The sequence below is a fragment of the Thermoflexus sp. genome, assembly GCF_042408815.1.
Lineage (GTDB): Bacteria > Chloroflexota > Anaerolineae > Thermoflexales > Thermoflexaceae > Thermoflexus.
The window spans coordinates 146,946-166,700 of the sequence record NZ_JBHOQR010000025.1 but is presented as its reverse complement, the minus strand read 5'-3'; the positions used below and the strand labels follow the sequence as shown (position 1 = coordinate 166,700).

The following is a 19,755-nucleotide window of genomic DNA, read 5'->3' as shown; positions in this document are numbered from 1 at the left end:
CGGGGTGGGGTTCAGCGCATGACCAGAGCCATGACGGCTTTCTGAACATGCAGGCGGTTCTCCGCCTGATCGTAGACCACGGACTGGGGGCCGTCGATCACCGCATCGGTGACCTCCAGGCCGCGATCCGCAGGCAGGCAGTGCATATAGATGGCATCCGGGCGGGCCAGCTGCATCCGCCGCTCGTCGGCGATCCAGTCCTGATACTTGCGGGCGATGCGGGCGCTTTCCTCCGGATCGGTGGTGGTCAGCCAGCATCCCCAGCTCTTGGGGTAGACCGCATCGGCATCCCGGAAAGCTTCATCCATGCGGTCGGTGATTTCGAAGGCCCCGCCGAAGCGTCGGGCGTTCTCCCGCGCCTGCTCCACAATGTCCGGCATCAATTTGAACTCGGGCGGATGGGCTAGAACCACATGCATCCCGAAGCGGGTCAGCTGCAGGATGAGGGATTGAGGGACGGAAAGGGGCTTCTGATAGCTGGCCGCGTAGGCCCATGTGACGGCGATCTTCTTCCCCCGCAGATCCCGCCCTTTCTTCTCCACCAGGGTCATGAGGTCGGCGAGGATCTGGAAGGGGTGGTAGATATCGCACTGCATGTTGAGGACCGGCGCCCGGCTGTAGCGAGCCACCTCCGTGATGTAGCGGTTGCCCACCCCCCAGTCCACGTGGCGGATGGCGATGGCGTCGAAGTAGCGTCCGTAGATCTCCCCGATCTCCTTGGCGGTATCCCCGTGGGCGATCTGGGTGGTCTTGGATTCGATGAAGGCGGGATGCCCGCCGAGCTGGGCCAGGCCCGCCTCAAAGGAAGCGCGGGTACGGGTGCTGCTGTAGAAGAACAGCATGGCCATGGTCTTCCCCTCTAAATAGCGATGGGGGATCCCCATGGCCTGCTTCATCTTCAGATCAAAGGCCACCTCCAGCACCGTCTGGACCTCCTCCACGGAGAGGTCCAGGTCGCTGATGACGTCACGGCCGCGCAGATGGGTTTGCATGAGAAGCCTCCTGAGCGATTTTGTGATGATCGCATCCCGTTGGAGTTATAGAAGCTCGCTCACTCCATGGAAACAATCCCTGCGTGCTTCCCGAATGGGCTCGCCTCTCCCGGAGGCCTTTCAAGCCATGGGGAAAGGCGAAGGGAGATCCGTCGCTCGCTAAGAGAGATAGTGCTGGAGCATGGAGGGGAACAGCGCATAGAACGCCGTGGCCTCCACCACCTCGCTCAGGGAGATATGCTCGTCCACCCGATGGGCATACGTTTCATCCCCCGGCCCGAAGCCGATACTGGGGATGCCGGCTTTCCCGGCCCAGTAGGTGCCGTTGGTGGAGAAATCCCATTTCCCGGTGGGCCGCCGCTCCCCCCAGAGGGCCTCAATGGCCGCCTGACCCGCCTGGACCAAAGGATGGGATTCCTCCAGCGCCCAGGCCGGGAAGTATTTCTCCACCGGATACCGGAAGCCGGTGTAGCTGGGATCCGCATACTGCAGGATCTCCACCCGGATCGCCTCCCGGTGCTCGGGGGGGATACACGCCTCGACCTGGCCCAGCGCTTCCTCTTTGGTTTCCCCGAACGTCAGCCGGCGATCGATATAGATGGCGCACTCATCGGGGACGGCGTTGATCGACGGGGTGCGGCTTTCGATCATGGTGACCGTGATGGTGCCCCGGCCCAGGAAGTCATGGGATTTCAGATGGGGATCCAGATCGCGGATCGCAGCGATCACCGGCAGCATCTTGTAGATCGCGTTATCCCCCAGCCAGTTGGAGGCGGCGTGGGCGCTGCGCCCCTTGGCCACCACCTTCAGCTCCACCCGCCCCCGGTGGCCCCGATAGACCCGCAGGCGCGTGGGCTCCCCAATGACCACTGCGTCGGGCCGGACCTTCGGATCGACCTCGACGAAGACATTGGGGGCCAGCCCGTCGCACCATTCTTCCATATTCCCGAAGTAATAAACCGTCCAGCCCTCCAGCAGCCCCAGGTCCCGGGCGATGGCCAGGCCGTAGATCATCCCGGGGGTGGATCCTTTCTCATCGCACGATCCCCGGGCATAGAAACGATCCCCCTCGAGACGGCCCCGGAACGGATCCCAGGCCCACTGTTCGGGATCCCCGATCCCGACGGTGTCGAGATGGCTGTCATACACCAGCACGCGGGGGCCATGGCCGATGCGCCCCCGGATGTTGCCCATGACATCGAAGCCGATTTCCTCAAAGCCCAGGCGGGCCATCTCCTCCGCCACCCGCTCCCCCACCGCCCGGAGCTGGGCGTCGGAGCTGGGGATGGCCACGATATCGAAGAAGAAGCGCAGGATCTCCTCGCGGCGGGCTTCCATCGCCTGGCGGATCCGGGAAACGGTTTCAGCGCTCATTGAGGCTCTCCTCCGAAAAAGGTGGGCAGCTGGCAATCCTAATAAGGGAACGGATTTTGTCAAGGCGCGTCGGGGGGAGACCTCGCGGGAAGCCAGCTGGGTTATGATGGGGAGATGGATGTTCCGATGAGGGGCCTGGGGAATGGTAGGCTGGCGCGACATCCTCGTCCATGAAAATGCGCTGGTGGATCGAACCGGCTTATATTCGCTCTGGGAGCGGATCGACGGCTGCCAGCGATTCATTGAGCAAATCGGTCCTTATCTCCGGTGAGGTCCTATCGATCCTTACCGTGGACCTAAAAGGGCTCAGAAAAGCATGGGGCCCAGTAGGGCTTCTTCAGCGCCCCCACGGGCCCCGTGGGCTCCGAGAATGGATCATAAGCTGCGCTCATCCCTCCGTCCGGGAAGCCCAGCCAGGGAAGGCGGAGCGGCCGGCATACTGCGCGCTTTCCCCCAGCTCCTCCTCAATGCGCAACAGCCGGTTGTATTTGGCGACCCGATCGCTCCGGCATGGCGCTCCGGTCTTGATCTGTCCGGCATTCAGCGCCACCGCGAGATCCGCGATGAAGGTGTCTTCCGTCTCCCCGCTGCGATGGGAGATGATCACCCCCCAGCCCGCCCGCTGGGCCAGCCGCGCCGCCCGGATGGCCTCGGTGAGGGTGCCGATCTGGTTCACCTTGCACAGCAGGGCATTGCATGCCCGCTGGGCGATGGCGCGGCGGATACGGTTCACATTGGTCACCAGGAGATCATCCCCCACCAGCTGGATCCGATCCCCCAGGCGCTCCGAAAGATGCCGCCACCCCTCCCAATCATCCTCCGCCATCCCGTCCTCAATGGAAACGATGGGATATTCCTCAACCCAGCGGGCATATAGCTCGACCAGCTCCACAGCCCGCAGCGTCCGCCCCTCTTTGCGAAGGACATAAACGCCGTCCTGATAGAGCTCGCTGGCCGCCGCGTCCAGCCCCAGGGCGATCTGATCGCCCGGCGCATACCCGGCCACCTGGATGGCCTCGAGGATCAGCTCAACGGCCTCCTGGTTGGACCGCAGGTTGGGCGCGAAGCCGCCCTCATCCCCCACGTTGGTGCTGTAACCCCGCTTTTTGAGGACCTTCTTCAGATGATGATAAACCTCTGCTCCCCAGCGCAGGGCTTCCGAGAACGAAGGGGCACCCACCGGGAGGATGAGGAACTCCTGGAGATCCGCCGAGTCATCGGCGTGCTTGCCGCCGTTGAGGATGTTCATCATCGGCACGGGGAGCACCCGCGCCTCCACGCCCCCCAGGTAGCGATAGAGGGGAAGGCCTACGGAGCGGGCGGCGGCCACGGCCACCGCCAGGCTGACACCCAGGATGGCGTTGGCCCCCAGCTCCCGCTTGTTCTCGGTGCCATCCAGGCTGATCAGCGCCTCATCGATCCCGACCTGATCCAGGGCATCCCACCCCACGATCTCCTCGGCGATCCGGCTGTTGACGTTCTCAACGGCCCGGAGGACCCCCTTGCCCAGGTAGCGGGCGGGGTCCTCATCCCGGAGCTCCCAGGCCTCATGGGCGCCGGTGCTCGCCCCGGAGGGCACCGCCGCCAGCCCTATGGTCCCATCGGCCAGGCGCACTTCCACCTCCACCGTCGGGTGGCCGCGGGAATCCAGGATCTCCCGCGCCCGCACCATCTCGATCCGCGTGGGGAAATCCAGCGCGCGCGTCATCGTTGGATTCCTCCATGAAGGCTTGGCTTTGATTATAGCGGCAGCACCCAGGTTTGAGGATGAGGCCGGCCGCTTTCCGCGCCATGCAGGATTCCGCTGCGCGATCTGGCCCGTGCATGGGGATCCCTCAGCGTCCGCCGCAGCCCCCAGGATGAGGTCGGCCGATGGTTACCAGATCTGGGAAAGCCCGGCCGCCGCTTCGGCGTCCACCATCCACAGGATCCGCCCGGGGCCCGGGCGGACCCCCTGGGCGGGCCAGCGGAGGGGATCGAAAGGTCCCTCCCACACGGCCCGCAGGATCTCCGCCTTGCGCGCCCCAGTCACCAGGAAGACCACCCGACGCGCCTGGTTCAGGATCGACAGCGTCAGGGTCACCCGCGGGGGATCCGCCTCCAGCACTGCGGCCACCCAGCGCCGCTGCTCCGTCACCGCTGGATGAAAAGGGAAAAGAGAAGCCGTATGGCCATCCTCCCCCAGGCCCAGAAGGATCAGATCGAACCGCGGGGGGGCTTCCCGGAAAAACGCCCGCAGCAGGGCCTCATAGCGGACGGCGGCCTCCTCCGGATCCCCCTCGCATCGGATGGGATGGATCTGGTGGGATGGAATAGGAACATGCTGCAACAAGGCCTCGTGCGCCAGCCAGGCGTTGCTCCGGGGATCCTCGAAGGGCACGCAGCGCTCATCCCCCCAGAAGACGTGCACCGCCTCCCAGGGAACGGCCTCCCGGCATTCCGGGCGAGTGAGCCATTCATAGGCCCGACGGGGCGTCTGGCCCCCGGCAAGGGCCACGACGAACCGTCCGGCGAGTCGGGCGGCGCGCTGCGCGGCGCGGGCGAAAAGGGCCGCCGCGGCCCGGCTCAGCGCCTCCGCATCGGGAAAGACGCGGATCATCCGGGCGTCGCTCCCACGGGATCCAGGATGGTAGGGAGATTCCAGGATCGGCCGTCCCGGGCGATCATCTCCTCCGCCGCCGGCGGGCCCCAGGTGCCGGCCGGGTAGTTGGGGAAATCCGAAGGCGGGCGGGCCGCCCAGGCCTCCAGGATAGGCTGGATCACCTCCCAGGCAGCCTCTACCCACGCCGCCTCCAGGGATTGGGTGGTGTCCCCGCGGATGAGATCCAGGAGCAGCGTTTCATACGCCTCCGGCGGACGATTTCCGAACATCTCCTCATACAGGAAATGCATATCCACCGGCTGTAGCCGCATCACCGGGCCTGGGACTTTGGCCTGGAAGCGGAAGAGGACGCCTTCTGCGGGCTGCAGGCGCAGGATCAGGCGGTTGGGTTGCCAGGAGCGAACAGCGGACTCGGGGAACGCCCGATGGGGCACCGGGCGGAAGGTGATGGAGACCTCCGAGGCCCGGACCGGCAGGCGCTTGCCGGTGCGCAGGTAGAAAGGGACCCCCTGCCAGCGCCAGTTGTCCACAAAGAGCTTGAGGGCCACGTAGGTCTCGGTGTTCGACTGAGGATCCACTCCGGGCTCCTCGCGATAGGCGGGGATCTCCTCTCCGGCCAGGTGGCCCCGCCCATACTGGCCGCGCACCGCGTAAATATCCACCTGATCCATCGAAATGGGACGGATAGCCCGCAGCACCTCGAGCTTCTTGTGATGGATCTCTTCCGGCGTGAGGGAGACCGGGGGCTCCATCGCAATCAGGCAAAGGAGCTGGAGGAGGTGGCTTTGGACCATATCGCGGAGGGCGCCGATCTGGTCGTAGTAACCGCCCCGGTGCTCGACCCCCACGGTTTCGGCGACTGTGATCTGCACGTGATCGATATACTGGCGGTTCCATACGGGTTCGAAGAAGGCATTGGCGAAGCGCAGGGCCAGGATGTTCTGGACGGTATCCTTGCCCAGGTAGTGATCCAGGCGGTAGATCTGATCCTCTTCCAGGAATTGGCGCAAGCGGGCGTTGAGCCGGCGGGCGGAAGGGAGATCGTGGCCGAAGGGCTTCTCGATCACCACGCGGTGGCGCCGACGATCCCGCACCAGGCCGGCCGCGCTCAGATGGTCCACGATGGTCTCCGTGACGCCCGGAGGAACTGCCAGATAGAAGATATGATGGGTCGCCTCCGGGTCCGCGCCATCCATGGTCTGGAGCCGTTGGCCGAGGGCTGCATAGAGGGCGGGGTCATCATAATCGCCCCGCAGATAGAAAAGGCGTTCCGCGAAGCTCATCCAGGCGGATTCATCCGGGCGATGGCGGGCAAAGCGCTGGACGCCGTCCAGAAGACGGGCACGGAAGGACATATCGTCCATCGCGCTGCGCGCGATGCCGATGATCGCCCAGCGCGCCGGCAGCCAGCCGTCGCGGTAGAGGTCGAAGAGGGCAGGGGCCAGCTTGCGCCAGACCAGGTCGCCGCTGGCACCAAAGAGAATCAAAGCGATCGGTGGATAGGACATGCAAGGTGCCCTGAAAAGCCCAGAGATCCCTGCTTCCAGCGGGATGGAAGCGCCCATTTACCCTCCCAGCGCCCGACGGATCTCCGCCGCGACCTCAGGGAGCGGGCGCTCCCGGCGCACCACCGGCGGCCGGGCCAGCCGCAGCCCATCCCCCACCCAGCGGGGGATCACATGCACGTGCAGATGGAAGATCTCCTGCCCGCCGGCCCGCCCGTTGCTCTGCACGAGGTTCAGGCCATCCGGGGCCAGCGCCTGACGGATCGCCCGGGCTACCCGGACCGCCGTGCGCATCACGGCCGCGGCGTCCTCCTCGTCGATCTCAAAGATGGTCTCCGCATGGCGTTTGGGGATGACCAGGGTGTGACCCGGATTCGCCGGGTTGATGTCCAGGAAGGCCATCGTGCGCTCGTCCTCGTAGAGGATCTCCGCCGGCTGCCGGCGCGCTACGATGGCACAGAAGATGCATGCGTCCATGCCCGCTCCCCCCAGGGGAAGATGCGTCCTCGCTCTCCATTTTTACCTGCCTCCCTTCGCCCCGCCAAGCATACGGGGAAACTCTTCCAGGGCCCTGGAATGCGATCGGGGCAGATATCCCCTTCGTTACGCCCCGCCCATCCCTCCCCTTGTCGATTTCCCCACCCAGACCTCTGGATGTAAAAAGAAAGCCGAAGAAACGATCGGTCTTCTCCGCGCCGTATCCCATTCCCGATGCTGGATCTCTCCCGTCAGGAGATCTATCGGGCTCGTTATCGGGCGCAACGGCGGGGCTGGCGGCCTGCCGGGGAGGTCTTCAACGCCCTGCTGGAGCCGCTCCTCGCCCCGGCCATCCGGGCGCTGGACGCTGGATGCGGCCGGTTCGGGGTCCTGGGTCGCTTTCAGGATCGGGTAGGCCTGGCGGTCGGCATAGACCGGGATTTCCCCTCCCTGCAGGAGAACCCGATTCTCTCCCTTCGCGTTCAGGCCCGGCTGGAAGCGCTGCCGTTCGTGGGGGACGCCTTCGATCTGATCCTCTGCACCTGGGTGATCGAACACCTCCCGGAACCGGAGCGGGCTTTTCAGGAAATGGCTCGCGCCCTGAAGCCTGGAGGCCATCTCCTCCTGCTGACCCCGAACGTGCGCCATCCCCTGATGATCTTGGGGCGCTGGATCCCTCCGCCATGGCGGCCTGCTCTGGTGCAGCGGCTTTACGGCCGCGCCCCCCAGGACATCTTTCCGACCTTCTATCGCGCTAATACCCCCGGGAAGCTGCGCCGCCTCCTTCGCGAAGCCGGCCTGCAGGAGATCGCCTGGTTTGCGGTCGAGGATCCCACGTATATGGCCTTCCATCCGCTGCTGTTCGCCCTGGCCGCGCTCTACGAGCGGCTCACAGCCTGGCCCCCGCTTCGCGGATGGCGCATCCACCTGGTGGGCCTGTTCCGGAAAGCATGAACTCGCCACCGCCCGCGGCCATTGCTCCCTATACTGCCGTCGGCGAAATTGCCCATTCCCGCCGGCCCCTTTAAAATCTTCCTTCTGTATGGCGCCTACTCGCCAACGCGCGTCGGAAATCCCGATCAGAGGGATACCGCACGCGCTGGCACCGTGCTGTTGACGAAACGGCATCGACTCGCGGGTAGCAACTCCATCCCCTGATGGAGCATTCCATACCACAGGAGGGTTTTCCATGCGGGAGCTCCGGTGGTGGCAGAAGGCAGTGTTCTATCAGATCTATCCGCGCAGCTTTGCCGACGCGAACGGGGATGGCATCGGAGACCTGGAGGGGATCCGCCGCCATCTGGATTACCTCCAGGATCTGGGGATCGAAGCTATCTGGCTCTGTCCTCACTATCCCTCCCCCCTGGTGGATTGGGGCTATGATGTGGCGGACTACATGAACGTGGCGCCGGAATATGGCACCCTCACGGATTTCCGCCGCCTTCTGGATGAAGCCCACCGCCGCCACATCCGGGTGATCTTGGATCTGGTCCTCAATCACACCTCGGACCAGCATCCATGGTTTCAGGAATCCCGAGCCGGGCGGGACAGCCCGAAGCGGGACTGGTATATCTGGCGCGATGGGAAGAACGGCGGGCCGCCCAATAACTGGTATTCGATCTTCGGAGGCTCCGCCTGGGAATACGACCCGCGGACCGGCCAGTATTACTATCACTTCTTCTTCAAGGAGCAGCCGGATTTGAACTGGCGGAATCCAGCGGTGAAGCAGGCCATGTTCGATGTCGTCCGCTTCTGGCTGGATATGGGGGTGGACGGCTTCCGCCTGGATGCAGTGGGGACGATTTTCGAGGACCCCGCGCTCCCGGATCAAAACGCGCCCATGAGCTACCCGGAGTGGCTAAAGGCATGGAATGCCGCTTCGGATGAGGCAGAGCGAGAGCGCCTGTGGCGCATCCGACAGGAGATGTTCCGCTATCAGGAAGATCTGCCCGAGGTCCATGATCTGATGCGGGAGCTGCGCGCTCTGGTCAACACGTATGGGGATGTGGTCCTGGTAGGAGAGACGGAGGACCTGGCATATTACGGGAATGGGGAGGACGAGCTGCACTTGGTGTTCAACTTCCCACTGATGAAAGCCCCGCGTCTGACGCCGGCGGTGGTGCGCGCGAACCAGCGGGAGCGGCTGAGCGGCATGCCAGCAGGGGCCTGGCCGTGCAACACCATGGGCAACCACGATTTCTCCCGCGTCCTCAGCCGATACGGGGATGGCCGACACGATCTCGAAATTGCCCGGATCGCCGCAGCGCTGATGCTGACGCTGCGCGGGACGCCGTTCCTCTACTATGGGGAAGAGATCGGCATGCGGGATCTGATCCTCACCGATCTCGCGCAATTCAAGGATCCCCTGGGCCGCTGGTGGTATCACGTGGAGCGGGAGCTGTTCGGAACGCCCCATGAGGAGGCGGTAGTCCGCGGGGCCCAATTCGGCCGCGACAAGTGCCGAACCCCGATGCAGTGGTCCCGGGCGCCGAACGCGGGCTTCTGCCCACCGGGGGTGGCGCCGTGGCTTCCGGTGCACCCGAACTATCAGGAAGGGGTGAACGTGGCCGATCAGGTGGAGGATCCGGGCTCGCTGCTCGCTTTCTACCGGCGCCTCATCCATCTGCGGCAGCGCACGCCCGCCCTGCTGGCCGGCGAATACGTCGCCCTGGCCGAGGATTCGGAGGAAGCGCTGGTCTTCCTGCGCTGGCTTCCGGAGGACGGCCAAGCGTGCCTGGTGGCGATGAACATGGGGGAGGGCCCGGCGCGTGTGAACATTGATCTCCCGAACTGGGGACGGTGCCTCTTTTCGACCCACCGGAAGGAAGGCGGGGAGGAGGCGCTCCGCGAGCTGGGCCTGGCGCCCTTCGAGATCACGATCATGGCGCTCCTCCGGTCGGAATGATCGCGGGAAGGGCGGAAAGCAACCGGCGGGAGGGTGGCGAGCCGCCCAGCTCAAAACCAGCGGGTGATGACCACCTTGCGATCCGTGAAGAAATAGAGGGTGTCCATTCCCTGGCCGTGGAGATCGCCGAAGAACGACTGCTTCTGCCCCGCGAAGGGATAAGGGGCGATGGGGGCGGCCACCCCGATGTTGATCCCCACGTTGCCGGCCCGCACCCGCAGCTTGAACTCCCGGGCGGCCTTCCCATCACGGGTGAACAACGAGGCGGCGTTCCCGTAGGATGAGCCGTTAATGATCGCCAGCGCCTCTTCCAGATCCCGCGCCGGGATGATCCCCAACACCGGGCCGAAGATCTCTTCGCAGGCAATGGTCATCGACGGCCGCACGCCGTCGAAGATCGTCGGCCCGATGAAATAGCCGTTCGGATACCCCGGCACCCGAATCCCCCGGCCGTCCAGAACGAGGTCCGCCTCCTCCCGCAGGCCGATTTCGATGTAACGGTGGATCCGCTCCAGCGCCTTGCGAGAGACCACCGGCCCCATCTGCACGCCCTCCTCCAGCCCGTAGCCCACCCGGATGCGGGAGGCGCCCTCCACCAGGGCCTCGGTGAGTGGCCGGTGGATTTCCCCCACGGCGATCACCAGGGAGCCCGCCAGACAGCGCTGCCCCGCCGACCCGAAGGCGGAAGAGAGGATCGCCGGAACGGCGCGCTCCAGATCGGCATCCGGCATGACCACCAGGGCGTTCTTCGCGCCGCCATGGCACTGAGCCCGCTTGCCGTGGGCGGTGGCGGTCGCGTAGACATGTTTCGCCACCGGCGTGGAGCCCACGAAAGAGACGCCGGCGATCCCCGGATGGGCCAGCAAGGCGTCCACCACCTCCTTCCCACCGTGGACCATGTTGATCACCCCCGGCGGGAAGCCGACCTCATGGATCAGCTCAAAGAGACGGGTCTGGGTGATCGGGCAGACCTCGGAGGGCTTGACAATGTAGGTATTTCCGGCCACCAGGGCATAGGGGAAGAACCAGGAGGGGATCATGGCAGGGAAATTGAAGGGCGCGATGCAGCAGAAGACACCCACTGGCTCCAGGATGCACTCCTCATCGATCCCATCGGAGATCTGCGGGGTGTGATAGCCCATCAACGAGGCGAACATCCCAGCGGCCGCTTCGATGTTCTCCAGGGTTCGCTGCATCTCGCCCCGGGCTTCCTCCAAGGTCTTCCCGTGCTCCTGGACAATGGTGCGGGCCAGGTCATCGAAATGCCGCTCCACCGAATCCCGCAGACGGAGCAAATAGCGGGCTCGGGTCTGGAGGGGAAGGCGACGCCAGGTCTCGAAAGCCGTTTGAGCGGCAGCAACCGCACGCTCGATTTCCTCCGGGGTGGAAAGCGGCACCCGGGCGATGACCTCGTCCAGGGCCGGATTGCGAACCTCAAGGAAGTTCTCCGTCGCCGAGGCCACCCACTCACCGCCGATGTAGTTCCGCAGCGTCTCAACGCCCATACGCCCCTCCTGCAAATGGGATATCCGCTCTCTCTCGCAGATCGGTCAGCTAGGGATGGTCAGCCCACGAACAGACCCATCATTTATGATGGATCCCCCCACTCATGCCGGAGGCGGGTCTCAGCGATCATCCGGGCCGTCAGGGCGTTCCACAGCCGCTCCGGGGTGATGGGCAGCTCCGTGATCCGGACGCCAACCGCATCCCGGATGGCGTTAGCCACCGCCGCCGCGCCGGGCACCACCGGCGGCTCTCCTACCCCTCGAGCCCCGAAGGGGCCATGCGGGCTGGGCACTTCCACTATCTGCGTTTCGATCGGCGGAACCTCCGTCGCGTTCGGAAGCGCATAATCTATGAAGGAGGCAGTGAGGGCGACCCCGTTCGCATCATATCGGAGGGCTTCCCACAGGCCCCAGCCCAGGCCCTGGGCCGCACCGCCGTGCATCTGACCCTCGATCAGCAGGGGATTGATCGCCCGTCCCACGTCCTGGGCCACCACAGCCTCCTGCACGGTGACGTAGCCTGTCTCAGGATCCACCCGCACCCGGACCAACATGGCGGCGAAGCCGGGGGCCTGTTCGGTCTGAGCGGAGGAGCCACGGCCGACCACCGGTTCGAACTTCCCACCGAAGCGTTGGGAAAGGGCCGCCACCTCCCCGAGGGTCATGCGGGGCTCGGGAACCCCCCGGATATAGATTCGACCATCGCGGATCTCGAGATCCTCCGGGGCGACCTCCAGGTGTTCGGAAGCGATCCGCAGGATCTGCTGTCGGGCCTCCTCCGCGGCCCGCTGCACGGCCAGGCCGACTGTATACGTGGTTTTGCTGCCCCCGCTGGCCCCAGCATAGGGAGCCATATCGGTATCGCCCTGGAGGATGCGGACATGCTCCACCGGCACTCCCAGGATCGCCGCAGCCATCTGGGCCATCGCCGTATGCGTGCCCTGCAGGTCCACCGCACCCACATAGATGCGCACCACCCCATCGCGGTCCACGTGGCACATGGCCGCAGCCGGCTCCAGGCCGCCATGCCAGCCGCCCACCGCCAGCCCGACGCCTTCGCCAGGCTCCCGGCGCGGCTCCCGCCACAAAGGATGTTCCCGCAGGGCCTCCAGGCACGCCCGCAGGCCGATGGGGCCGTAGCGCTTCCCGCTGGGCAATTCATCCCCTTCCTCCATTACATTCCGCAACCGGAACTCCAGCGGGTCCAGCCCCAGCTGCCGAGCCATCTCGTCCATTTGGGATTCCAAGGCAAAGAGGGCCTGGGGGGCGCCGGGCGCCCGATACGCGCCGACCCCGGGCTTATTGGTCAACACCTCAACGGCCTCGATCTCGTAATGGGGAAAGCGATAGAAACTCCCAAGCAGGTTCGCGGCAATGCGAGCGGGCGAGCCCGGAAAGGCCCCCGCGTCGAAGATCACCCGGGCCTGGAGGGCCGTCAGCGTCCCATCCCGCTTCACCCCGGTTTTCAGGGTGATGATGGAAGCGTGGGCCGGCGTCCCGATGAGGAACTCCTCTTGACGGGTCAGCGTTAACCGCACCGGACGACGGAGATGAACCGCGAGGGCGGCCACAAGGGGCTCCAGCAGGGTGAACTTCCCCCCGAAGCCACCGCCCACTGGCATCGGCACCACCCGGATCCGGTTCTCCGGCCAGCCCAGGAAATCCGCCACCTCTTCCCGCACCCCAAAGGGATCCTGGGTGCTGGTCCAGATAGTAAGCGTCTCCGTGGCTGGATCTAGGGCCGCTGTCGTGGTGTGCGGCTCGATGTAAGCCTGATGGACGGCCGACGTCCGGTAGGTGAGTTCCAGGACAAGATCGGCTTCCCGGAATCCCTGTTCGACGTCACCACGGGTATAGCGGACGTGATCAGAGATGTTACCGGGTTGGGCCGGCCGCTCCGCCCCGGCGCCCCCGACGTCCGCTGCATGGGCTCCGGCGTCCGCCCGCACTCCCGGGCGGCCGCCCGGCCAGATCCGTGGGGCCTCTTCGGACATCGCCTCCAGCGGATCGACGACCGCGGAAAGCGGGTCGATCTCCATCTCCACCCGAGCGGCCCCATCGGCCGCCGCCGCCTCGCTCTCCGCCAGTACCACCGCCACCGGCTGGCCGTAATACACCACCCGCTCCCAGGCCAGCAGCGCCCGCGCGTGGCTCTCCGGCTCCCGCTGAAACCCGGGAAGGTCCGCCGACGTCAACACGGCGACCACCCCGGGAACGGCCCGCGCGTGGGAGGGGTCGATCCGCCGGATGCGGCCGTGGGCGTAGGGGCTGAGGACCAGGCGGGCATACAGAAGATCCGGCAGCCACAGGTCGGCGCCGAACTTCAGACGCCCTGTCACTTTCAGATGGCCGTCGCGCATCGGAATCCGCTGGCCGATGGTCATGGCACTCCTTATCCTCCGGGGTGGTGTGGGAAGAAACCGGGGAGGCTCCAGGTTTCCACCGCTTTCCCCGGCCATCCCGTCCATCCAGGAGCGAGGGCCGGGAAAACGTCCTCTTCAAAGATAGGGCAGGTTCGCGGGAATGTCCAGAATCGAAGACGAGAGGCGCTCATCCTACGCATCGATCTCACCATCCTTAGTTTCGGCAATCCTTTCGGAGAGCCGAACCCGAAACGGGGCGTAGGCGGCGGGGTCCACCCTGCGCGGTCAGATCGATCCTCTTCGTTTGACGAAATCCCAGCCCCCGGATTAGTCTGAAAGCAAACCAGGCCAGCGGCCCGCATCCGGAGATCCGCGATGAGCGTTCAGGTGCAGCGACGCCTGTTCACCGTGGAGGAATATCACCGCATGGCCGAGGTCGGCATCCTCTCCGAAGACGACCGCGTCGAGCTCATCGAGGGGGAGCTCATCGCCATGAGCCCCATCGGTAGCCGTCACGCCGCGGCGGTCGCCCGGCTCACTGTCCTGTTCTCCAGGATCGAAGATCGGGGCATCGTCTGGGTTCAGAACCCGATCCGCCTGGGGTGGCATTCGGAGCCTCAGCCCGATGTGGCCCTGCTCCGCTACCGCCCGGATTTCTACGCCTCCGGCCACCCCGGGCCGGAGGACGTCCTCCTCATCGTGGAGGTAGCCGAAACCTCCGCCGACTACGACCGCACGGTCAAAATCCCCCTCTACGCCCGCCACGGCATCCCCGAAGCCTGGCTCGTAGACCTAACCGAAGCGCACGTCGAAATCTACCGCCAGCCCTCCCCCCAGGGCTACCAAGAAGCCCGAACCCTCCGGCGCGGCGAAACGCTCCACCCCACCGCCCTGCCCGAGCTGACGATCGCTGTGGAGGATCTCCTGGCATAGAACATCGGGAGGAACGCGATGAGCGTTCAGGTGCAGCGACGCCTGTTCACCGTGGAGGAATATCACCGCATGGCCGAGGTCGGCATCCTCTCCGAAGACGATCGCGTCGAGCTCATCGAGGGGGAGCTCATCGCCATGAGCCCCATCGGTAGCCGTCACGCCGCCTGCGTGAAGCGCCTCGTCCGGCTCCTGGATCGAGCCGTGGGGGAACGCGCCATCGTCAGCGCTCAGGATCCCATTCGCCTGGGGCGGCATTCGGAGCCTCAGCCCGATGTGGCCCTGCTCCGCTACCGCCCGGATTTCTACGCCTCCGCCCACCCCGGGCCGGAGGACGTCCTCCTCATCGTGGAGGTAGCCGAAACCTCCGCCGATTACGACCGCACGGTCAAAATCCCCCTCTACGCCCGCCACGGCATCCCCGAAGCCTGGCTCGTAGACCTAACCGAAGCGCACGTCGAAATCTACCGCCAGCCCTCCCCCCAGGGCTACCGGGAGCTCCACATCGTCCACCGGGGGGAGACCATCAGCCCGGCTCTCATCCCTGGGCTTACAGTGGGGATCGATGAGATCCTGGGATGACGGCTCAACCGCCAGGGATCCGGAGGGCCCCATCCTGAACGACGATCCGCCCCCGCTTGATCACTGTGCGAACCAGATTGACCCCATACCGATAGGCCAGATGCCGGTAATCCGGCGTGTCCACCAGTGCGATATCGGCCTGCTTGCCCGGCTCCAGGCTGCCGATTTCATGGCCCAGGCCGATGGCGCAGGCCGCGTTCAGGGTGGCCGCCGTGAGCGCCTCCGCCGGGGTGAGCTTCATATAGCGGGCCGCCAGGGCCATCATCATCGGCATCGACTCGCACCATGAGGTCCCCGGATTCAGATCTGTGGCGAGGGCCAATGCGCCCCCCCGATCAATCAGCGCCCGCCCGGGGGCGTAATGGCCTGTTCCCAGCCCGAATGGGGTGCCCGGAAGGACCACCCCGATGGTCTCGGAGCGGGCGAGGATCTCCAGATGTTCCAGCGGCGTGCTCACCAGGTGATCCACGCTGATCGCCCCCATAGAGACCGCCAGGGGCGTCGCCCCTAGGGCCGGCTCGAACTCGTCCGCATGCACCTTGAGGCCGAACCCCAGACGCCGGGCCGCCTCCAGGATGCGCTGAGTTTGCCCGAGATCGAAGGCTCCCCGTTCGCAGAACACATCGCAGAACCAGGCCGCCCGCCCATCTACCCACGGGGGACACCACGGGCCGTCCGTCGGGTAACGGAGGGCCGCCACGGCAGGCAGCATCTCCTCGATCAACCGCTCAACATAGGCTCCCGGATCCGACCGGTATTCCTCAGGAACCGCATGGGCGCCCAGGAACGTGGGGACCAGGTCCAGCGGATGGAGGCCGTTAAGGTGGTGAAGGACGTCCAGGAGGCGGCGCTCCGTTTCCCATTCCAGGCCATACCCGGTCTTGGCCTCCGCCGTAGTGGTGCCATGGAGCAGCATCCGATCTAGGCGCCCCCGGGTCTCGGCAATCAGCTGTTCCATAGAAGCCGCGCGGGTGGTCCGCACCGTGGAAAGGATCCCACCGCCGGCCTGGAGGATCTCTAGATACGTGGCGCCCTTCAGGCGCATCTCAAACTCCGCAACCCGATCGCCCGCCCAGACCAGATGGGTATGGGGATCCACCAGGCCGGGGATCACCGTTTGATCGCGGGCTTCCAGGACCTCCACGGCCTCCATGGCCGAAGCTTCCACAGCCACCGTGGGGCCCACGGCCACAATCCGGCCATCCCGGACCGCCACGGCGCCGTCGGGGATGATCTCCAGATGGCCCATGGCCGCCCCCCGCGCCGGCCGTCGCCCCTGTGGGGTGACCACTTGAGCCGCGTGACGGATCAGTAGATCCACCCGCATGGACGAGCCTCCTCCGCTGGAAATCGCTGAGCCATCCTCTTCACTGTATACCTCCCCACCCCTCCATCGCCGATTAGTCAGCGGGCGCTGCGCACTCCGACAGGATTTGCGCAGCGGACTTCGCCATCCGTTCCGCGTTTCCCAGGGAAGCACTCCCGGTCATATCTATATCGGCGTCGGCGTTCTCATCACGCGCTGGCAGCCCCGACGGCTTCCAGCCTATCGGATCCCCCTTCTCCTGATGGTGGGCGTGTGGTCCCTGGGAGCGCTCTTCGCTCTATCCGGGATCCCCGCACGGACTCCGCCCCGCTGGGGGATCTTGCTCATAGGGCTGGCCCTCCTTCAGCTGGGAACCGATGGGCTCTTCGGCCATTATGGCGAGCGGGCGCGCTGGTGGGCTGCGCTGTGGGAAGGAAAACCTTCAGCGGCGGATGGGGTCGAGGAGGAAATCGCTGGACATCTGGCCCGCTGGCCCTGCGGGAGCGTGCTAGCGGATGACCGTCCGGCCTACCGCCTCATTGCCCGCGCCGGGACGGCATGTCCCTTCGTGTTGCCTCCGGATCCCATCTTCCAGCTGGCAATCAGCCGCCCGCAGCGCTTTGTGCGCTGGCTGCTCATTGCCGAGTCTCCCCAGGGGCCCCTCGGCCCCCTCGAGGCCCGTTATCGCCTGCGAGCGCCGCCCGGCTTCGTCCCGGAAGCTTCCTGGCCCGGATGGCGTCTCTATCGAAGGCGACCCGAAGGCGACCGCCATGAGCCACCTGGGTCCAGCCCAACCGCTCCATCCGGGGCGAACGGCATCGATCCGAATCGCTTCCCTTCACCGAAGCATCGGTATCTTGATCCCGTGCCGGCGGGCGGCTTCGATCGCTTTCTCGTAGCCGGCGTCGGCGTGGCGCACCACACCCAGGCCCGGATCCGTCCGCAGCACCCGCTCCAGGCGCCATTCGGCTTCTTTCGTCCCATCGGCCACCACCACCATCCCGGCGTGCTGGCTGTAGCCGATGCCGACGCCACCGCCGTGGTGGAAGGCCACCCACGTCGCCCCGGCCACCGCGTTGAGCAGAGCGTTGAGGATCGGCCAGTCGCTGATGGCATCAGAGCCATCCTTCATGCCCTCGGTCTCCCGGTTTGGGCTGGCCACCGAGCCCGCATCCAGATGATCCCGCCCGATCACGATGGGCGCGCTCAGCTCGCCCCGACGGACCAGCTCGTTGAAATACAGCCCGGCCCGATCCCGCTCCCCATAGCCCAGCCAGCAGATCCGGGCGGGCAGCCCCTGGAACCGCACCCGCTTCTGGGCCATGGGGATCCAGCGGCGAAGGCTTTCGTTCTCAGGGAACAGCTCCAGGATCGCCTGGTCCGTGCGGTAGATATCCTCCGCGTCCCCCGAGAGGGCCACCCAGCGGAAGGGGCCCTTCCCCTCGCAGAACAGCGGCCGGATGTAAGCCTGCACAAAGCCCGGATAGGCGAAGGCATCTTTCACACCCATCTCATAAGCCTGCTGGCGCAGATTGTTCCCGTAATCGAAGACCACCGCCCCCGCCCGATGAAAGGCCAGCATAGCCTCCCCATGGATCGCCATGCTCTCCTTCGCCCGCCGGATGTAGGTCTGGGGATCCCTCGCCCGGAGCTCCTCCGCCTCGAAAACCGATAGGCCTTTGGGGATATACATCAGAGGATCATGAGCGGGGGTCTGATCGGTGACCACATCCGGGATAATGCCCCGGCGGGCCAGCTCGGGAAAGATCTCGGCGGCATTGCCCAGCAGCCCGACGGAGCGAGCCTGCCCGGCCTTGCGGTATTCCTCCACCCGGCGCAGCGCTTCCTCCAGATCCTCCACGATCTCATCCAGAAACCCGTGCTCCAGGCGGCGCCGCGCCCGGCGCGGGTCGACTTCCACAATCAGGCCCACCCCCTCATTCATGGTGATCGCCAGGGGCTGGGCACCGCCCATCTCCCCCAGCCCGGCTGTCAGCACCCACTTCCCCTTCAGACTGCCCCCGAAATGGGTTCGGGCGCAGGCCGCCAGCGTCTCATAGGTCCCCTGGAGGATCCCCTGGGTGCCGATGTAGATCCAGGCGCCGGCCGTCATCTGGCCGAACATGATCAGCCCCTTGCGCTCCAGCTCATCGAAGACCTCCCAGGTGGCCCAGTGGGGAACCAGATTGCTGTTGGCGATCAGGACACGGGGGGCAAGCTCATGGGTGCGGAAGATGGCCACAGGCTTGCCGGATTGCACTAGGAGGGTTTCATCGGGCTCCAGGTTGCGGAGGGACTCCAGAATGGCGTAGAAGGATTCCCAGTTGCGGGCGGCCTTGCCGCGGCCGCCGTAGACAATCAGATTCGCGGGATCGGCCGCCACCTCAGGATCCAGATTGTTCTGAATCATGCGATAGGCGGCTTCGATCTGCCAGTTCCGGCATGTCAACGTCTTCCCCCGGGGCGCCCGGATGACCGGGGCCGTTCCGCCTGAGGTCATGGAAACCTCCTTTCCAGATGCTCCCCCCCCACCTTTAGCCGATATCCCACCCCCAGGCAAATCCGGCCGGATCCGATCCTCAAGGACCACCGGCGGATCTCCTTTGGGGAGCCTTTCCGAGCCGGCCCAGCCACTGAAGACAACCCGTCCGGCTTCCCATCGATCTTTTCGATCTTCCGCCTCGCTCCCCATCGCCCTCCAGGCCGCGGGCAAAGACCTCGGAGCCCCCGTGAGGTTTGCGCCCGGACAAACAGAAAGCTACGCGTACTTTCACGCGCAGCTTTCCGCCTGGCGAATCATTCCAGAGAAACCCATGCGGGCCCGCAAGCCCGACCCTTGTCCCGCCCGGATCCAGGTAGGGGAAGCCGATCACTTCACCATATGCTTCTCGATGTAGGTCACCGCCTCGCCCACCGTGGTGATCTTCTGTGCATCCTCATCGGAGATCTCACCTCCGAACCGCTCCTCCAGGGCCATGATCAGCTCCACCAGATCCAGGGAATCGGCCTCCAGATCCTCCCGGAAACGGGCTTCCGGCGTCACTTTCTCCGGCGGCACGCCCAACACTTCCACAATGACCTCCCGCACCTGTTCAAAGACAGTGCTCATTGGAAAACCTCCCGGCCAGAGTTTGGTTAGCATTCTACTTGACCCGCAGGGAACGTCAAGGAAGCGCCCCGAAAGCATCCGGCGATGGCGGACGGCCAGGACCTC

16 protein-coding genes are annotated in these 19,755 nt (G+C 65.5%); 5 read left to right on the top strand and 11 right to left on the bottom strand.

Annotated features, from left to right (window positions below):
- Nucleotides 1–11 precede the first annotated feature (11 nt).
- Both ACFMO3_RS08925 and ACFMO3_RS08920 read right to left on the bottom strand, forming a co-directional pair.
- The gene (locus tag ACFMO3_RS08925) at nt 12–992 is read right to left on the bottom strand and encodes an ornithine carbamoyltransferase (RefSeq protein WP_376790060.1); all 981 of its coding nucleotides are present in this window, start codon (nt 990–992) and stop codon (nt 12–14) included.
- A 159-nt stretch (nt 993–1,151) separates the two neighbouring features.
- The gene (locus ACFMO3_RS08920) at nt 1,152–2,366 is read right to left on the bottom strand and encodes a YgeY family selenium metabolism-linked hydrolase (protein ID WP_376790059.1); all 1,215 of its coding nucleotides are present in this window, start codon (nt 2,364–2,366) and stop codon (nt 1,152–1,154) included.
- Nucleotides 2,367–2,508: 142 nt separating this feature from the next.
- Here ACFMO3_RS08920 and ACFMO3_RS08915 point away from each other — a divergent pair, with 142 nt between their 5' ends.
- Nucleotides 2,509–2,637 carry a hypothetical protein gene (locus ACFMO3_RS08915; protein ID WP_376790058.1) on the top strand — a complete coding sequence of 43 codons (129 nt, stop codon included), beginning with the start codon at nt 2,509–2,511 and terminating at the stop codon, nt 2,635–2,637.
- 117 nt (nt 2,638–2,754) lie between these two features.
- Here ACFMO3_RS08915 and eno read toward each other — a convergent pair whose 3' ends face one another.
- From eno to ACFMO3_RS08895, 4 genes are all read right to left on the bottom strand, one after another.
- Complete coding sequence (gene eno, locus ACFMO3_RS08910) at nt 2,755–4,074, bottom strand: phosphopyruvate hydratase (protein ID WP_376790057.1); 1,320 nt, start codon at nt 4,072–4,074, stop codon at nt 2,755–2,757.
- Nucleotides 4,075–4,242: 168 nt separating this feature from the next.
- Nucleotides 4,243–4,965 carry a 6-phosphogluconolactonase gene (gene pgl / locus ACFMO3_RS08905; protein WP_376790056.1) on the bottom strand — a complete coding sequence of 241 codons (723 nt, stop codon included), beginning with the start codon at nt 4,963–4,965 and terminating at the stop codon, nt 4,243–4,245.
- Complete coding sequence (gene zwf / locus ACFMO3_RS08900; RefSeq protein ID WP_376790055.1) at nt 4,962–6,533, bottom strand: glucose-6-phosphate dehydrogenase; 1,572 nt, start codon at nt 6,531–6,533, stop codon at nt 4,962–4,964. The genes pgl and zwf overlap by 4 nt, the downstream gene beginning before the upstream one ends.
- A complete protein-coding gene (locus ACFMO3_RS08895; RefSeq protein ID WP_376790054.1) occupies nt 6,534–6,950 on the bottom strand; it encodes an HIT family protein in 417 nt (138 codons plus the stop codon).
- A 234-nt stretch (nt 6,951–7,184) separates the two neighbouring features.
- Here ACFMO3_RS08895 and ACFMO3_RS08890 point away from each other — a divergent pair, with 234 nt between their 5' ends.
- Together ACFMO3_RS08890 and ACFMO3_RS08885 are read left to right on the top strand one after the other, a co-directional pair.
- A complete protein-coding gene (locus ACFMO3_RS08890) occupies nt 7,185–7,904 on the top strand; it encodes a methyltransferase domain-containing protein (protein WP_376790053.1) in 720 nt (239 codons plus the stop codon).
- 235 nt (nt 7,905–8,139) lie between these two features.
- Entirely contained in the window at nt 8,140–9,855 is a 1,716-nt protein-coding gene (locus ACFMO3_RS08885; protein WP_376790052.1) for an alpha-glucosidase, read from the top strand.
- Between the two features lie 50 nt (nt 9,856–9,905).
- Here the strand turns inward: ACFMO3_RS08885 and ACFMO3_RS08880 are convergent, their stop codons facing one another.
- Together ACFMO3_RS08880 and ACFMO3_RS08875 are read right to left on the bottom strand one after the other, a co-directional pair.
- Nucleotides 9,906–11,360 (bottom strand): CoA-acylating methylmalonate-semialdehyde dehydrogenase, encoded by a 1,455-nt coding sequence (locus ACFMO3_RS08880; protein WP_376790051.1) that lies wholly within the window; start codon nt 11,358–11,360, stop codon nt 9,906–9,908.
- Nucleotides 11,361–11,443: 83 nt separating this feature from the next.
- A complete protein-coding gene (locus tag ACFMO3_RS08875) occupies nt 11,444–13,744 on the bottom strand; it encodes a xanthine dehydrogenase family protein molybdopterin-binding subunit (RefSeq protein ID WP_376790050.1) in 2,301 nt (766 codons plus the stop codon).
- Nucleotides 13,745–14,098: 354 nt separating this feature from the next.
- Here ACFMO3_RS08875 and ACFMO3_RS08870 point away from each other — a divergent pair, with 354 nt between their 5' ends.
- Both ACFMO3_RS08870 and ACFMO3_RS08865 read left to right on the top strand, forming a co-directional pair.
- Nucleotides 14,099–14,656, top strand: a complete 558-nt coding sequence (locus ACFMO3_RS08870; protein ID WP_376790049.1) for a Uma2 family endonuclease — start codon at nt 14,099–14,101, stop codon at nt 14,654–14,656.
- A gap of 18 nt (nt 14,657–14,674) precedes the next feature.
- Nucleotides 14,675–15,235 carry a Uma2 family endonuclease gene (locus tag ACFMO3_RS08865; RefSeq protein ID WP_376790048.1) on the top strand — a complete coding sequence of 187 codons (561 nt, stop codon included), beginning with the start codon at nt 14,675–14,677 and terminating at the stop codon, nt 15,233–15,235.
- A gap of 4 nt (nt 15,236–15,239) precedes the next feature.
- Here ACFMO3_RS08865 and hutI read toward each other — a convergent pair whose 3' ends face one another.
- From hutI to acpP, 3 genes are all read right to left on the bottom strand, one after another.
- Nucleotides 15,240–16,562, bottom strand: a complete 1,323-nt coding sequence (gene hutI / locus ACFMO3_RS08860; protein ID WP_376790047.1) for an imidazolonepropionase — start codon at nt 16,560–16,562, stop codon at nt 15,240–15,242.
- A gap of 817 nt (nt 16,563–17,379) precedes the next feature.
- A complete protein-coding gene (gene hutU / locus ACFMO3_RS08855; protein ID WP_376790046.1) occupies nt 17,380–19,041 on the bottom strand; it encodes a urocanate hydratase in 1,662 nt (553 codons plus the stop codon).
- 369 nt (nt 19,042–19,410) lie between these two features.
- Nucleotides 19,411–19,650: an acyl carrier protein gene (gene acpP, locus ACFMO3_RS08850; RefSeq protein WP_376790045.1), complete on the bottom strand. Its 240-nt coding sequence runs from the start codon at nt 19,648–19,650 to the stop codon at nt 19,411–19,413.
- Nucleotides 19,651–19,755 lie beyond the last annotated feature (105 nt).

What these genes read in the sequence shown, in the direction of transcription:
- ACFMO3_RS08870 (WP_376790049.1), top strand. Translation starts at nt 14,099, where the DNA reads ATGAGCGTTCAGGTGCAGCGACGCCTGTTCACCGTGGAGGAATATCAC.
- hutU (WP_376790046.1), bottom strand. Translation starts at nt 19,041, where the DNA reads ATGACCTCAGGCGGAACGGCCCCGGTCATCCGGGCGCCCCGGGGGAAG.
- ACFMO3_RS08865 (WP_376790048.1), top strand. Translation starts at nt 14,675, where the DNA reads ATGAGCGTTCAGGTGCAGCGACGCCTGTTCACCGTGGAGGAATATCAC.
- pgl (WP_376790056.1), bottom strand. Translation starts at nt 4,965, where the DNA reads ATGATCCGCGTCTTTCCCGATGCGGAGGCGCTGAGCCGGGCCGCGGCG.
- ACFMO3_RS08925 (WP_376790060.1), bottom strand. Translation starts at nt 992, where the DNA reads ATGCAAACCCATCTGCGCGGCCGTGACGTCATCAGCGACCTGGACCTC.
- ACFMO3_RS08890 (WP_376790053.1), top strand. Translation starts at nt 7,185, where the DNA reads ATGCTGGATCTCTCCCGTCAGGAGATCTATCGGGCTCGTTATCGGGCG.
- ACFMO3_RS08895 (WP_376790054.1), bottom strand. Translation starts at nt 6,950, where the DNA reads ATGGACGCATGCATCTTCTGTGCCATCGTAGCGCGCCGGCAGCCGGCG.
- ACFMO3_RS08920 (WP_376790059.1), bottom strand. Translation starts at nt 2,366, where the DNA reads ATGAGCGCTGAAACCGTTTCCCGGATCCGCCAGGCGATGGAAGCCCGC.
- eno (WP_376790057.1), bottom strand. Translation starts at nt 4,074, where the DNA reads ATGACGCGCGCGCTGGATTTCCCCACGCGGATCGAGATGGTGCGGGCG.
- zwf (WP_376790055.1), bottom strand. Translation starts at nt 6,533, where the DNA reads ATGGGCGCTTCCATCCCGCTGGAAGCAGGGATCTCTGGGCTTTTCAGG.
- ACFMO3_RS08915 (WP_376790058.1), top strand. Translation starts at nt 2,509, where the DNA reads ATGGTAGGCTGGCGCGACATCCTCGTCCATGAAAATGCGCTGGTGGAT.
- hutI (WP_376790047.1), bottom strand. Translation starts at nt 16,562, where the DNA reads ATGCGGGTGGATCTACTGATCCGTCACGCGGCTCAAGTGGTCACCCCA.
- ACFMO3_RS08880 (WP_376790051.1), bottom strand. Translation starts at nt 11,360, where the DNA reads ATGGGCGTTGAGACGCTGCGGAACTACATCGGCGGTGAGTGGGTGGCC.
- ACFMO3_RS08885 (WP_376790052.1), top strand. Translation starts at nt 8,140, where the DNA reads ATGCGGGAGCTCCGGTGGTGGCAGAAGGCAGTGTTCTATCAGATCTAT.
- ACFMO3_RS08875 (WP_376790050.1), bottom strand. Translation starts at nt 13,744, where the DNA reads ATGACCATCGGCCAGCGGATTCCGATGCGCGACGGCCATCTGAAAGTG.
- acpP (WP_376790045.1), bottom strand. Translation starts at nt 19,650, where the DNA reads ATGAGCACTGTCTTTGAACAGGTGCGGGAGGTCATTGTGGAAGTGTTG.